We start from the raw sequence: 17159 nt of genomic DNA on the forward strand, positions 1-17159 counted from the left end.
TGAACAGTATGTGGCCCCGCGCACGGCACTGGAAACCCGGTTGTGCCTGATCTGGCAGTCGGTATTGGGGCTGACACGGGTGGGGATTGACGATAACTTTTTCCGTATCGGCGGTAACTCCCTGCTGGCGATTAAACTGGCAGCTGCTATTCGCCATGCGCTGGCGGTAGATGTGCCATTAGTTCAGATCTTTGAGTTAAAAACGATTGCCGGACTGGCGGCCCACATGGGGCAGCAGGCTTGCACGGTGATCCCCCATATTGAAATGGTGCATTATCCTCTGTCTTTTGTGCAGGAACGGATGTTGTTTATCGAACGTTTTGAGCAAGGAACCCATATATATCATGTTCCTTATCTTGTTCAACTAAATGATAGGGATAGTTTGCCGCTACTGGAAATAGCAATTAATCAAGTTGTTGACCGTCATCCGGTGATGAAAACGGTATACCGTAATGATGATGAGGGGCAAGTTTATCAGCAGGTACTTGAAGAGCGACTCGTTTTCAAATCACAGTCTTGTAGAAGTATCGATGATTTTTGGCAAACGGTGCGTACTGAACTGGCAACACCCTTTGATCTGACGGCAGAGCCGAGCCTGCGTTTGTGTCACTATCTGTGTCACGAGATGATGGCTGAAAATCATTACCTGTTATTCATGTGGCACCATATTGCCATTGATGGCTGGTCGATCGGCATCTTTATGAATGAGCTGGAGGAGTGTTACCACGCTCTACTGGAATCCCGTAACAGTCAACTGCCGGCTTTGGAGATCAGCTATGGTGATTATGCCAGATGGCAACGCGAGTATCTGCAGGGTGACGTGAAGAAACAGCAGCTAGCATATTGGCAGCAGGTATTGGTAGGTTATGAACCTCTGGCTCTGCCAACTGACAGACCGCGCCCGGCACAGGTGGATTATGAAGGTCAGAACTTTATTTTTGCGTTGGAATACGGGCTATCGGAACAATTGAGGGCCTTGGCAAGACAGCAGGAAACGACTTTATATACTGTGTTGCTCAGTGGTTTTTATGTCACGTTGGCAAGGCTGTCCGGTCAAAATGACATTGTACTGGGAATGCCTACTGACAACCGTCATCATGTCCAGACTCAGCCATTAATCGGCATGTTTGTTAACCCGCTGGTATTGCGGATGCAATTCGAACAGACTGACAGTGTGGAAAATCTGATTAGGCGGACGCACAGCGTAGTTGCACAGGCTAAAGCTCATCAGGATATGCCACTTGAACAGCTACTGGATGCACTGGCGATTGAACGTGACACTGCCCGCCATCCCATTTTTCAGGTCATGTTCGGGTTACAGAATTTCTATGAAGACTGGTCAGCCGGTGTCAATCTGCCATTTAGTGCCGTTAAATTAGAAGAGTTCCTGCATAGTCCGGCCAAGTTTGACCTCAGTCTGTTTATATCTGATGACCAACCTCGCCTGACGGGTTGTATCAACTATGCGGTGAGTTTGTTTGAGCAGACAACAATAGCCAGAATGGCAGATCTCTATCGGCGTGTCCTGACTGCTTTTGTGATGAATCAGAAGCAATCTCTCGCTACGCTTGAGGTATTGTCAGATCAGGAACGCCATACCCTGCTCTATAGTTGGAACCAGACGGATGCACCATACCCACAAGACCGCACACTCCAGCAGCAGTTCGAAGCACAGGTTATCGCGACACCGGATAATATTGCGCTGGTGTTTGAAGGGGAGAGCCTGACTTACCGCCAGCTCAATGAACGGGCAAATCAGTTAGCTACCACGATTCGTGTGCAGTATCAGCAGCAACACCGTGCATTGATGCCAGTTGATACTCCCGTGGCCTTGTATTTGGATCGCAGTCTGGAAATGGTCATCAGTATGCTGGCGGTACTGAAAGCGGGCGGCGCTTACGTGCCTGTCTCTCCGCAATATCCCGCTGAGCGTGTCCGCTTTATTCTGGCTGATACTCAGGCTCCGTGTGTGGTGACCCAACAGCGGCATTTGTTAGCATTAAAGTCACAGAGGCAGATACTGCCTGTTCAGCCTGCTTTGATAGCAGTGGATGATCAGAGCGTGACCGCCGGTCAGCCAGCAGAAAATCCGGTGTTAATTAACAAACCGACTGATCTGGCTTATATCATCTATACGTCAGGCACTACGGGTCGGCCAAAAGGCGTCATGGCAGAACATGCCGGTGTCCTTAACCTGATCCAGTTTATCGCCAGGACACATTTACTGGCACCACAGGTGAAGGTGTCGTTTTTCTCCAATTATGTGTTTGATGCCTCCGTTACAGAGGTTTTCCCGGCCCTGATAGCGGGTGCCACATTATATATCATACCTGCGACGGTAACCGGAGACAGTGAGCAACTGCTGGCGTTTATCAATCAGCATAAGATCACCAAGGCATTTATTCCTACCGCCTTAATGAATATGAAACACTTTTCTGCGGCGTTATTCCGTTCAACCTTGCAGGTAATCGATACTGGAGGGGAAACGCTCAATGCCCTGTCTATCCCGCCGCATATCACGTTTTTTAACCAGTATGGCCCGACGGAAATGACTGTGTGTGCCAGCCAGAATTTATTGCAGGGTGATGATTTGGCCATTGGTCAGGGGATTGATAACACCCGCCTGTATGTGCTGGATGAACAGGGCAATCTGGCCCCGATTGGTGCACCGGGGGAACTGTATATCGGTGGTATTGGTGTAACGAGAGGGTATTTAAACCAGCCTGAGCTGACGGCTGAGCGGTTTGTGGCAAATCCATTTGCTACCATTGAAGACAAGGCTAAGGGTTACACCCGTCTGTATAAAACTGGGGATCTGGTGCGCTGGCGGCCGGATGGCAAGCTGGACTATCTGGGGCGCAATGATTTTCAGGTCAAAATCCGGGGCTACCGCATTGAATTAGGGGAAATTGAAAGTGCACTGGCGACCCATCCACAGGTAAAACAGGCGGTAGTGATTGATCGGGAGCAGGAAGGTCACAAAATCCTGGCAGCTTATCTGATTGCTGACGGGAGTGTAGAGGATCAGAGCCTGATTGAACATATATCAGTACGCTTGCCTGAATATATGATCCCCGCCAGTTTTACCCGCATTGAGTCCGTGCCTCTGACGCTGAATGGTAAGTTGGATCGTCGGGCATTACCGGAACCAACTTGGGAAGACAAGGGGGGATATATTGCGCCACGTACAGAACTGGAAACCCAACTTTGTGCTATCTGGCGCAAGGTCTTAGGGGTGGAACGGGTTGGCATTGAGGACAATTTCTTCCGCATTGGTGGTAATTCAATTATGGCCATCAAGCTGGCAGCCGCTATTCGTCATACCTTGTCAATGGATCTCCCGTTGATACAGTTGTTTGAGTTGAAAACGGTTGCTCAGTTGTCTGCTCACATGATAGGGCAGCAAAGTTACACTGTGATCCCACATGTCGAATTGACTCATTATCCTTTGTCATTTGCTCAGGAACGGTTGCTGTTTATTGAACAATTTGAACAGGGTTCTCATGCTTATCATGTCCCTTATCTGGTGTTGCTGGATGAAGGTGCTGACTTGTCTCTGCTGGAAACGGCAATTAATCAGGTTGCAGATCGCCATCCGGTGATGAAAACCGTCTACCGTAGAGATGAGCAAGGGTTGGCTTATCAGCAAGTGCTGGATGAGCATATTATGCTCAGGTCACAATTTTGTGAGGAAACTCATTTACTTTTACAAACGGTACGTGCCGAGCTTGCTATTCCGTTTGATCTGGCATCTGAGCCAAGCTTGCGTCTGCGTCACTATCAAGTAGCGGAACAACATTATCTACTGATGATATGGCACCATATTGCTATTGATGGCTGGTCTGTCGATATCTTTATGGATGAACTGGCGAAAATTTATCAGACGTTGTCAACGCATTGTGACAGCCAACTGCTGCCGCTTGATATCAACTATGGCGACTATGCCAAGTGGCAACGCGAATACTTGCAGGGTGAAGTCCGTGAACGTCAGTTAGCATACTGGCAGCAGGCTTTGGCGGGTTATGAACCTTTGTCACTGCCAACCGACCGATCCCGACCGGCACAAATCGATTATCAGGGGCGGGATTTCCATTTTGTGTTGGAAAGCGAACTTTCTGATCAACTGAGGGCGCTGGCAAAACAGCAGGAAACGACGCTGTTTACCGTATTACTCAGTGGTTTTTATTTCATGCTGGCGAAATTGTCCGGGCAGAATGACATCGTACTGGGAACCCCGACGGATAACCGCCATCATGTCCAGACTCAGCCGCTCATTGGTATGTTCGTAAACTCATTAGTATTACGGGTGCAACTTGAGCAGAGCAACAGTGTGGCACATCTGATAAAACAGACACACACTGTTATTGCTCAGGCCAAATCCCATCAGGATATGCCGTTTGAACAGTTGATTGATGCACTGAAAGTTGAACGTGATACGACTCGTCACCCGATTTTCCAGATTATGTTTGGATTGCATAATTTTGGTGAAGGGCAACAGGTAGCGTCGGGTCTGCCATTCAGTCCCGTGGATCTGGATGACACGCTATACAGCCCCGCCAAGTTTGATCTGAGTCTGTTTATGTCCGACGGTAAAGACGGTATCGCTGGTGGTATCAATTACGCTATCAGTTTGTTTGATGAGTCAACGATATCCCGGATGGCAGATCTCTATCAGCGTGTCCTGATTGCTTTTGTGATGGATCAGAAGCAAACGCTGGCAGAGATTGATGTGGTGTCAGAGCAGGAACATCATACCTTGCTCTATAGCTGGAACCAGACAGATGTTCCGTACCCGCAAGATGACACACTCCAGCAGCAGTTTGAGGCACAGGTTGTAGCCACACCGGATAATATTGCGTTGGTATTCGAAGGGGAGAGTTTGACCTACCGTCAACTCAATGAACGGGCAAACCGGTTGGCCTTTGTTATCCGCCAACATTATCAACAGCAACACTATGCGCCGATGCCAGTTGATACCCCCGTAATCTTGTATCTGGATCGCAGTCTGGAAATGGTCATCAGTATGCTGGCGGTACTGAAAGCGGGTGGCGCTTATGTGCCTGTCTCTCCGCAATATCCCGCCGAGCGTGTCCGCTTTATTCTGGCCGATACTCAGGCTCCGAGTGTAGTGACCCAACAGCGGCATTTGCCGATATTAGCGACACACGGCGAGATACTGCCTGTTCAGCCTGCTCTGATAGCGGCAGATGATCAGTCTGTGACCGCCGGTCAGCCAGCAGAAAATCCGGTCTTAATCAACCAGCCGACCGATCTGGCTTATATCATCTACACGTCAGGCACCACCGGTCAGCCCAAAGGGGTGATGGTGGAACATAGCAGTGTTCAGAATCTGACGCAGTTTATTGCCAGAACACATCTGTTGGCACCACAAGTGAAGGCGTTGTTTTTCTCTAATTACGTGTTTGATGCTTCTGTCTTTGAAGTTTTCCCGGTGCTGATGTCCGGTGCCGCTTTGTATATTGCTCCCACCGCGGTAACCGGAGACAGTGAACAACTGTTGGCGTTTATCAACCAACATAAAATCACCAAAGCCTTTATTCCCACTGCTTTGATGAACCACTTTTCTGCCGAGTTATTCCGCTCAACCTTGCAGGTGATCCATACCGGTGGAGAAACTCTCAATGCCCTGTCTATCCCGCCGCATATCACGCTGTTTAACCAGTATGGCCCGACGGAAATGACTGTGTGTGTCAGCCAGAACCGGTTGCAGCACGGCGATCTGGCTATTGGTCAGGGGATTGATAACACCCGTCTGTATGTGCTGGATGGACAGGGTAATCTGTCCCCGATAGGTGCGCCGGGAGAACTGTATGTCGGTGGTGCCGGGGTAGCACGGGGGTATTTAAACCAGCCTGAACTGACGGCTGAACGCTTTGTGGTCAACCCGTTTGCTACGGATGAAGACAAGGCACGGGGTTATACCCGGCTGTATAAAACCGGGGATTTGGTGCGCTGGCGGCCGGATGGCAAGCTGGACTATCTGGGACGTAATGATTATCAGGTCAAGATCCGGGGCTACCGCATTGAATTAGGGGAAATTGAAAGCGCACTGGTTGCACATCCCCAGGTAAAACAGGCGGTAGTGATTGATTCGGATCAGGAAGGTCACAAAGTCCTGGCGGCCTATCTGGTGAGTGAGGGGAATGTATCTGATGACGTTCTGATTGAGCATCTCTCCGGTCGCCTGCCGGAGTATATGATGCCTGCCTGCTTTACCCGTATTGAGTCAGTGCCGTTGACCCTGAATGGTAAGTTAGATCGTCGGGCATTACCGGAACCGATCTGGGGCAACCGGGACGGTTACATTGCACCGCGTAATGCACTGGAAACTCAGCTTTGTACTATCTGGCAGGAGATATTGGGGCTGGCACAAGTAGGTATTGAGGATAACTTCTTCCGTATCGGTGGTGATTCGATTGTCAGTATTCAATTGGTCTCTAAACTCCGGCAGGCTGGCTTTACTGTGCAGGTTAAATCAATTTTTAAAGCACCAACGGTAGCTCGTCTGGCACAGGTACTGGAACAGGATCAACAGACAGTCAGCGTGGTGGCCGAACAGGGCAAATTAAGTGGGGAATTTGGCCTATTGCCTGTCCAGCAGGATTTCTTCAACCGCCAGTTACCGCAACCACATCACTGGAACCAGGCCTTTATGATCCGCCTGCCCGGTACGATCAAACACGGCGATATTGAAGAAGCACTGAATCAACTGGCTGAACGACACGATATGTTGCGTGTCCACTTTATTGAAACAGCAGCGGGTTACCGTCAATGCTATCAGGCCGTCATACCTTCATGGTTATCAACGTTACCTCATTGTGATGTCAGTCAATGGGATGAAACGGCATTACGCCAGCAACTGACCGAATGGCAGAGCTGCTTTGATTATTGTAACGGGCCTCTGTGGCAGGCGGCGTACCTGACCGGATATGCCGACGGGAGTGCCCGCTTATTCTTCGCATTTCACCATCTGATCATTGATGCTGTGTCCTGGCGCATCATTGCAGAAGATATGCGTTTATTGCTCCAGAAAGACGCGCTACAGAGTGATACCTTGCCGGCAAAAACCAGCAGTTACCGACAGTGGGTCAGCGCCGTGCATCGCTATGCCGAATGTCATCAGGATGAAGTGCTTTACTGGCAACAGGTCATGGCAGAGGACGAGATTTATCCAGCTGTAGAAGAGGCTCGTCAGCATCGGTTGGCTATCTCTGAGGTACTGACCGAAACCTTGTTGCGTGAGGCCAATGCCGGTTATCACACCGAAATTAATGATTTACTGCTGAGTGCCCTTACGCTGGCCTTGCAGGCGTGTTTCTCACGGCCGGTCAATCTTATTTTGCTGGAAGGCCACGGGCGGGAACATATCGATAACACATTGGATGTTTCTGAAACCGTAGGCTGGTTTACAACCCTGTACCCTGTCCGGTTGGCAATGCAGGCCGATATTGCTGAAACCATTATGCACACTAAAGAGATGCTCAGAGCGGTGCCGAATAAAGGGCTGGGTTACGGTGCCCTGCATCAGGCCGGGTATTTAGCGGGTAATCTGCCGACAATCAGTTTCAACTACCTCGGTCAATTAGGGGGAGAGGCGAGCGAACAGGACTGGTCACTGGCCAGCGACGATTGCGGAACCATGATAGCCGACAGCAATAAGAGCCATTTATTACTGGATATTAATGGTGCAGTGCAGGAAGGCAGATTGCAGTTCAGTGTGAATTCCCGTTTACCACAACATCAGGCACAAACATTTATTACCGCGTTTGAACAGGCATTGATGACGGTGATTAAAACCGCTCAGCAACAGGCTCAGGCGGGAGGCGTGAAGACTCCGAGTGATTATGGCATTAAAGGCGTTTCAATTGAGCAGTTAAATCAACTAACTCAGCGTCTTGGTCATGCGGGTAATGAAAATTCGCACTTCCATTCAGAAAAGAAAACCATTTTGGATGTGTAACGATATGTTGAAACTATTAGAAGAACTGAATAAAAATCACATGTCAGTGTGGGCTTGTGAAAACAAATTAAAATTAGCCTTTTCAGGGGAAACTCCGCCTGCTCTATTGATCGATAAAGTAAAAGCAAAAAGGGAAACTATTTTAGATTTCTTAAATGCAAAATGTATTTTCTCTGAAAAAGATTTTCAAAACTTTATCCTGAGTGAAAATCACGCTAATTTTAATAACATCAGTAAAGAGCGTAACAATAAAATTGAAGTGATATTTCCCGCCACCAGTTTACAGCAGGGGTTTATTTATCATTATCTGGCTCAACCACAGGATGATGCCTATCGGGTACAGTTATTGCTGGATTATCACACAAATTTGAATGTTGCTATCTACCAGCAGGCCTGGTTATTGATCTCATTGCGTTTTCCTATCCTGCGCACCGCTTTTGACTGGGAAGGAGAACTCTTGCAGGTGGTGACCGCAGGCGCGAGTATTGGTGCCGCCAATTTTACTGTTCAGGATCTCAGCCGATTACCCGCAGAAGAGCGGGATGCAGCGATTGATGCCATTCAGCAGCATGACCGGACACAACCGTTTGATTTAAGCCAGCCGGGATTAATTCGTTTCACCATTATCAGGCAACATGACCAATTGGTGACGGTAATGATTACCCAACATCACTGTATTGCCGATGGCTGGAGTAACCCGGTTTTATTGCAGGCTGTGCATGACTATTACAACCAACTGATACAAGGGCAAACACCCCGGATAGAGGTGGATAAGGCCTATCTGGCGACTCAGCAATATCACCTTGATCACAGACAAGCCTCTGAGGCGTATTGGACTGAGCGTAAAGCCCAATTCCATAGGGCAAATGACCTTTCGGCGTTGTTAAGCCATAATGTTGATTTGAACCAGGTAAAAGCGGTAGAGAAACCGGCTGAGCAGGTGCTCACGATACAGGGAAATGCCTATAAACAGCTTAAGGCCATGTGCCGGAAACAAGGTGTGACACTGAACGTAGTGTTGCAGTTTGCCTGGCATAAATTACTGAACAGCTACAGCGGGGATGAACAGACCATTGTGGGCACAACTGTATCAGGGCGGGATGTCCCGGTCGAGGGTATTGAAGCCAGCGTTGGCCTGTATATCAATACGTTGCCATTGATGGTGCAGTGGGAAAACACACAGACAGTCGCCGACGTTTTACAGGCAATACAGAATGACATTGCCGCACTCAACAGCCACAGTGCGGTGTCACTTGCCAGCTTGCAACCGGACGGAGCACGTTTATTCCACAGCCTGCTGATTTTTGAAAACTATCCGGCACCTGTGGTGAGTGGAGCCAAAGACGGAATTGAGAAAACGCTGACATTCCGCAAAGCGATTGAAAAAACAGATTATCCGGTGTTACTGATGGCCTATGAACACAATGATAACCTGATAGTGAAACTGAGTTACGGTGAAGACTGGCTGACGGACGAACAGGCACAGCGTTTGCTTCGTCAGGTTAAGTGTATTTTATCCACGGTAGCGCGTGAACCCTACCAGCCTATCTCATCGGTAATGTTCCTCAGTGACACAGAACGTCATACCCTGCTGTATGGCTGGAACCAGACAGATGTCCCGTATCCGCAAGACCGCACACTCCAACAGCAGTTTGAAGCCCAGGTTGTGGCGACACCGGATAACATTGCGCTGGTATTCGAGGGAGAAACCCTGACTTACCGTCAGCTCAACGAACGGGCCAACCAGTTGGCTTTTGCGATTCGTCAACATTACCAGCAGCAACACTATGATCAGTGGCAACGCTATGATCAGCAGCAACACCCTGCGACGATGCCAGTTGATACCCCCGTAGCCTTGTATCTGGATCGCAGTCTGGAAATGGTCATCAGTATGCTGGCGGTACTGAAAGCGGGTGGCGCTTATGTACCTGTTTCTCCGCAATATCCTGCCGAGCGAGTTCAGTTTATTTTAGAAGACACTCGTTCACCCTGCATAGTGACGCAGCAACAGTATTTGGTGACATTGTCAGAATACACGCATTTGTTGGAAAAACCGCCCGCTCTGATAGCGGCAGATGATCAGGCCGTGACTGCGGGTCAGCCAGCAGAGAATCCGCCCTTAATCAACCAGCCGGCCGATCTGGCTTATATCATTTACACGTCAGGCACCACCGGTCAGCCAAAAGGGGTGATGGTGGAACATAGCAGTGTTCAGAATCTGACGCAGTTTATTGCCAGAACCCATTTGCTGGCACCACAGGTGAAAGCGCTGTTTTTCTCCAATTATGTGTTTGATGCTTCTGTCTTTGAAGTGTTCCCGGTGCTGATGTCCGGTGCCACCTTGTATATTGCGCCTGCCGCGGTAACCGGAAACAGTGAACAACTGCTGGCGTTTATCAACCAACATAAGATCACCAAAGCCTTTATTCCTACCGCCTTGATGAACCATTTTTCTGCCGCGTTATTCCGCTCAACCTTGCAGGTGATCCATACCGGTGGAGAAACTCTCAATGCCCTGTCTATCCCGCCGCATATCACGCTGTTTAACCAGTATGGCCCGACGGAAATGACTGTGTGTGCCAGCCAGAACCGATTGCAGCACGGTGATCTGGCTATTGGTCAGGGGATTGATAACACCCGTCTGTATGTGCTGGATGGACAGGGCAATCTGTCCCCGATTGGCGCGCCGGGAGAACTGTATGTCGGTGGTGCCGGGGTGGCACGGGGGTATTTAAACCAGCCTGAACTGACGGCTGAACGGTTTGTGGTCAACCCGTTTGCTACGGATGAAGACAAGGCACGAGGTTATACCCGGCTGTATAAAACCGGGGATTTGGTACGCTGGCGGCCGGATGGCAAGCTGGACTATCTGGGGCGCAATGATTATCAGGTCAAGATCCGGGGCTACCGCATTGAATTAGGGGAAATTGAAAGCGCACTGGTTGCACACCCCCAGGTAAAACAGGCGGTAGTGATTGACCGGGAGCAGGAAGGTCATAAAGTCCTGGCGGCCTATCTGGTGAGTGAAAGAAGCGTATCTGATGATACCCTGATTGAGTACCTTTCCGACCGTCTGCCGGAGTATATGGTGCCGGCCAGCTTTACCCGCATTGAATCAATTCCACTGACCCTGAATGGTAAGTTAGATCGCCGGGCATTACCGGAACCAAACTGGGGTAGCCGGGATGGTTACATCGCACCGCGCAATGCACTGGAAACTCAGCTTTGTACTATCTGGCAGGAGGTATTGGGACTGGCACAAGTAGGTATTGAGGATAACTTCTTCCGTATCGGTGGTGATTCGATTGTCAGTATCAGGTTAGTTTCCCGATTGCGGAAAGCGGGTTTTACCGTGCAGGTCAAATCGATTTTTGAAGCGCCAACGGTGGCACGTTTGGCACAGATACTGACACAGGAACAACAAACAGTCATCGTGGTGGCTGAACAGGGTTGGTTAAACGGAGAATTTGGCTTATTGCCTGTCCAGCAGGATTTCTTCAACCGCCAGTTAGCGCAGCCACACCACTGGAACCAGGCCTTTATGATCCGCCTGCCCGGTACGATCAAGCACGGCGATATCAAAAAAGCGTTGAATCAACTGGCTGAACGACACGATATGCTGCGTGCCCATTTTGTGGAAACGGCAGCAGGTTATCGCCAATGTTATCAGGCCGACATACCTTCATGGTTATCAACGTTGCCTCACTGTGATGTCAGTCAATGGGATGAAACGGCATTACGCCAGCAACTGACCGAATGGCAGAGCCGCTTTGATTATTGTAACGGGCCTCTGTGGCAGGCGGCGCATCTGACCGGATATGCAGACGGGAGTGCCCGCTTATTCTTCGCGTTTCACCATCTGATCATTGATGCTGTGTCCTGGCGCATCATTGCAGAAGATATGCGTTTATTGCTCCAGAAAGACACGCAACAAAGTGATACCTTGCCGGCAAAAACCAGCAGTTACCGGCAGTGGGTCAGCGCTGTACATCGCTATGCCGAATGCCATCAGGATGAAATACCCTACTGGCAACAGGTCATGGCGGAGAGTGGAGCTTATCCTGTGGCCGTGGAACTCAGTCAACACGAAGTGGCTATCTCTGAAGCACTGACCGAGACTTTGTTGCGTGAGGCCAATGCCGGTTATCACACCGAAATTAATGACTTACTGTTGAGTGCCCTTACGCTGGCCTTGCGGACGTGTTTCTCACGGCCAGTCAATTTTATTCTGCTGGAAGGTCACGGGCGGGAACATATTGATAACACTTTGGATATCTCTGAAACTGTAGGCTGGTTTACAACTCTGTACCCTGTCCGGCTGGCAATGCAGGCCGATATCACCAAAACGATTATCCACACCAAAGAGATGCTCAGGACGGTGCCAAATAAAGGGCTAGGTTACGGTGCCCTGCATCAGGCCGGGTATTTAGCGGGTAATTTACCTGTGATCAGTTTCAACTACCTCGGTCAGTTAGGGGCAGAAGCGGGTGAACAGGACTGGTCACTCACCAACGATGATTGTGGTGTTATGGCCGGCAGTCAGAATAGCAGTCGGAATAGTAGTGATCTGTTGCTGAATATTAATGGCATGGTTCAGGGCCAGCGACTGCAATTCAGTGTGATATCAGGTTTACCACCACTCCAGACACAGACGTTTATTGCTACGTTTGAACAGGCGTTGATGGAGGTGATTAAAACCGCTCAGCAACAAGCACAAGCGGGGGGCATGAAGACCCTCAGTGATTACGGTATTAAAGGCGTTTCGATAGAACGTTTACTCCATTTTCAACAAAAATACCGGGTTGAGGCACTGTATCCTGCCACCAGTCTACAGCAGGGATTTATTTATCATTATCTGACTCAGCCACAGGATGATGCCTACCGGGTACAGTTATTGCTGGATTATCATACAAATTTGGATGTTGCCATCTACCAGCAGGCCTGGTTACTGACCTCATTGCGTTTTCCTATCCTGCGCACCGCCTTTGACTGGGAAGAGGAAGTCTTGCAGGTGGTGACCACCGGTGCGAGTATCGGTACGGACAATTTTACTGTTCAGGATCTCAGCCGATTACCCGCAGAAGAACGGGATGCAGCGATTGATGCCATTCAGCAGCATGACCGGACACAGCCGTTTGATTTAAGCCAGCCGGGGTTAATTCGTTTCACCATTATCAGGCAACACGACCAACTGGTGACGGTAATGATAACCCAACATCACTGTATTGCCGATGGCTGGAGTAACCCAATTTTATTGCAGGCTGTGCATGACTATTACAACCAACTGATACGAGGGCAAACACCCCGGATAGAGGTGGATAAGGCCTATCTGGCGACTCAGCAATATCACCTTGATCATCAACAAGCCTCTGAGGTGTATTGGGCTGAGCGCAAGGCGCAATTCCACAGGGCAAATGATCTTTCGGCGTTGTTAAGCCGTAACGTAGATCTGAACCGGATAAAAGCAGTGGAGAAACCGGCTGAACAGGCACTCACGATACAGGGAAATGCTTATAAACAGCTTACGACAATGTGCCAGAAACAAGGGGTGACGTTGAATGTGGCGTTACAGTTTGCCTGGCATAAGCTGCTGCACAGCTACAGCGGAGATAAACAGACCATTGTGGGGACAACTGTATCAGGGCGAGATGTGCCGGTCGAGGGTATTGAAGCCAGTGTTGGTCTGTATATCAATACGTTGCCATTGATGGTGCAGTGGGAAAACACACAGACAGTCGCCGACGTTTTACAGGCAATACAGAATGACATTGCCGCGCTCAACAGTCACAGTGCGGTGTCACTTGCCAGCCTGCAACCGGATGGAGCACGCTTGTTCCACAGTCTGCTGATTTTTGAAAACTATCCGGCACCGGTGACGAATGAAACCGGAGAGGGAGTTGAGAACACACTGACTTTCCGCCGAACGGTTGAGAAGGTGGACTATCCAGTGTTATTAATGGCTTATGTGCAAAATGACAGCCTGACAGTGAAACTGAGTTACGGTGAAGACTGGCTGATGGATGAACAGGCACAGCGTTTGCTTCGTCAGATTGAGGATATTTTGTCTGCGGTGGTTCACGATCCACACCAATTAGCTTCGACAGTGATGTTCCTTAATGATACTGAACGCCACACTTTACTGTATAGCTGGAACCAGACAGATATGCCGTACCCGCAAGACCGCACACTCCAACAGCAGTTTGAAGCCCAGGTTGTGGCGACACCGGATAACATTGCACTGGTATTTGAAGGGAAGACGCTGACTTACCGTCAGCTCAACGAACGGGCCAACCAATTGGCCTTTGCGATTCGTCAATATTACCAGCAGCAACACTGTGCGCCAATGCCAGTTGATACCCCCGTAGCCTTGTATCTGGATCGCGGTCTGGAAATGGTGATCTGTATGCTGGCGGTATTGAAAGCGGGTGGTGCTTATGTACCTGTCTCCCCGCAATATCCCGCCGAGCGGGTTCAGTTTATTTTAGAAGACACCCGTTCACCCTGCATAGTGACGCAGCAACAGTATTTGGTGACATTGTCAGAATACACGCATTTGTTGGAAGAACCGCCCGCTCTGATAGCGGCAGATGATCAGGTCGTGACTGCGGGTCTGCCAGCAGAAAATCCAGCCTTAATCAACCAGCCGGCCGATCTGGCTTATATCATCTACACGTCAGGCACCACCGGTCAGCCAAAAGGAGTGATGGTGGAACATAGGAGTGTCCTGAATCTGACGCAGTTTATTGCCAGAACCCATTTGTTGGCACCACAGGTGAAAGCGCTGTTTTTCTCCAATTACGTGTTTGATGCTTCTGTTTTTGAAGTGTTCCCGGTGCTGATGTCCGGTGCCACCTTGTATATTGCTCCCGCTGCGGTAATCGGAGACAGTGAACAACTGTTGGCGTTTATCAATCAACATAAGCTCACCAAAGCCTTTATTCCTACTGCCTTGATGAACCATTTTTCTGCCGAGTTATTCCGCTCAACCTTGCAGGTGATCCATACCGGTGGAGAAACTCTCAATGCCCTGTCTATCCCGCCGCATATCACGCTGTTTAACCAGTATGGCCCGACGGAAATGACTGTGTGTGCCAGCCAGAATTTATTGCAGGGTGATGATTTGTCCATTGGCCGGGGAATTGATAATACCCGTCTGTATGTGCTGGATGAACAGGGCAATCTGTCCCCGATGGGTGCGCCGGGGGAACTGTATGTTGGAGGTGCCGGTATAGCACGCGGGTATTTAAACCAGCCTGAACTGACTGCTGAGCACTTTGTGGTCAACCCGTTTGCCACGGATGAAGACAAGGCACGGGGTTATACCCGGCTGTATAAAACCGGGGATTTGGTACGCTGGCGGCCGGATGGCAAGCTGGACTATTTGGGGCGCAGTGATTATCAGGTCAAGATCCGGGGCTACCGGATTGAATTAGGGGAAATTGAAGCCGCACTGGCTGCACATCCACAAGTAAAACAGGCGGTAGTGATTGACCGGGAGCAGGAAGGTCACAGAGTCCTGGCGGCCTATCTGGTTGCAGAGAACGGGCTCTCAGACGATACCCTGATCAAGCACTTATCTGGCTGCCTGCCGGAGTATATGGTGCCGGCCAGCTTTACTCATATGGATTCTATTCCGCTAACCCTGAATGGTAAGTTAGATCGCCGGGCACTACCGGAACCGGTCTGGGGTAATCAATACAGTTATGTGGCCCCGCGCAATGCGTTGGAGACCCGGCTTTGTGCTATCTGGCAGGAAGTTTTGGGGTTGGCGCAAGTGGGTATTAAAGATAATTTCTTCCGTATTGGTGGGGATTCTATCAGAGCGATTAAACTGACGGCGGCTATTCGCCAAACGTTGGCAATGGATGTCTCACTGGCGCAATTGTTTGCATTGAAAACGATTGAAGAATTAGCTACACAGATTGGTCAGCAGACATACACAGTCATCCCTCATATCGAGCTTGCCCGTTATCCCTTGTCCTTCGCCCAGGAGCGGATGCTGTTTATTGAACAGTTTGAACAGGGCACTTATGCCTACCATATTCCTTATCTGGTGCAATTGAATGAAGGCGTCAAATTGCCTCTGCTGGAAAGTGCAATTAACCAGATAGTTGAGCGTCATAATGTGTTGAAAACGGTATACCGCAGTGACGATGAGGGATACGGATATCAGCAGACACTGGAAGATGCTCTTTTTATTGAGTCACACCACTGTACGAGTGTTGAAACATTGCTGCATACAGTACAGGCTGAATTGAGCACATCATTTAATCTGATGACAGAACCGAGTTTGCGCCTGCGTCATTATCAAGTCGGTCACAGCCACTATCTTTTGTTCGTGTGGCATCACATCGCCATTGATGGCTGGTCAGTGGATATCTTTATGCACGAACTGGCGGAGGCTTATCATGCCCTGCTCGAAAACTGTGACAGCCATCTGCCTGTATTGGAGATCACTTATGGTGACTACGCCCACTGGCAGCGAGAATATTTGCAGGGAGAAGCAGGAGAACGCCAACGGGCATACTGGCAGCAGGCACTGACGGAGTATGAGCCGTTACTCTTGCCGACCGATCACCCTCGTCCGGTGCAGGTAGATTATCAGGGACGAAATTTCGGCTTTACGTTAGGCAGTGAACTTACCCGTCAACTGAAAGCATTGGCAAAACAGCAGGAAACTACCTTGTTTGCTGTTTTACTGAGCGGTTTTTATCTCATGCTGGCGAGGTTATCCGGGCAAAGCGATATTGTACTGGGGACACCGACCGATAACCGCCATCATGCGCAAACTCAACCCTTAATTGGCATGTTTGTTAACTCACTGGTTCTGCGGGCACAGATAGAACAGACCGGCAATGTGGGACAACTGATTGGACATGTTCATGATGTGATTGTTCAGGCCAAATCCCATCAGGATATGCCGTTTGAACAGTTGGTTGATGTTCTTGAGGTTGAGCGTGATGCGTCCCGCCATCCTATTTTTCAGGTCATGTTCGGGTTACAAAACTTTGGTGAAAGTCTGCCTGCTGGAATGACGTTGCCATTCAGTCCGGTAAAACTGGATGACAATTTGCACAGCCCGGCTAAGTTTGACCTGAGCCTGTTCATTACTGAGAAGGCATCCTGCCTGACAGGGGCGATCAATTACGCCGTCAGCCTGTTTGATGACACGACGATA

The 17159-nt window shown here is 49.6% G+C and carries 2 protein-coding genes; both read left to right on the forward strand.

Features of this window, described 5'->3' with window-relative positions:
- Positions 1 to 10 precede the first annotated feature (10 nt).
- Complete coding sequence (locus tag Xind_RS18655) at positions 11 to 7981, forward strand: amino acid adenylation domain-containing protein (RefSeq protein WP_338114370.1); 7971 nt, start codon at positions 11 to 13, stop codon at positions 7979 to 7981.
- A gap of 4 nt (positions 7982 to 7985) precedes the next feature.
- Positions 7986 to 17159 (forward strand): non-ribosomal peptide synthetase (locus tag Xind_RS18660; protein WP_246432619.1); only part of this gene is annotated, 9174 nt, incomplete at its 3' end.

Source organism: Xenorhabdus indica, assembly GCF_014467235.1.
Classification (GTDB): Bacteria; Pseudomonadota; Gammaproteobacteria; order Enterobacterales; family Enterobacteriaceae; genus Xenorhabdus; species Xenorhabdus indica.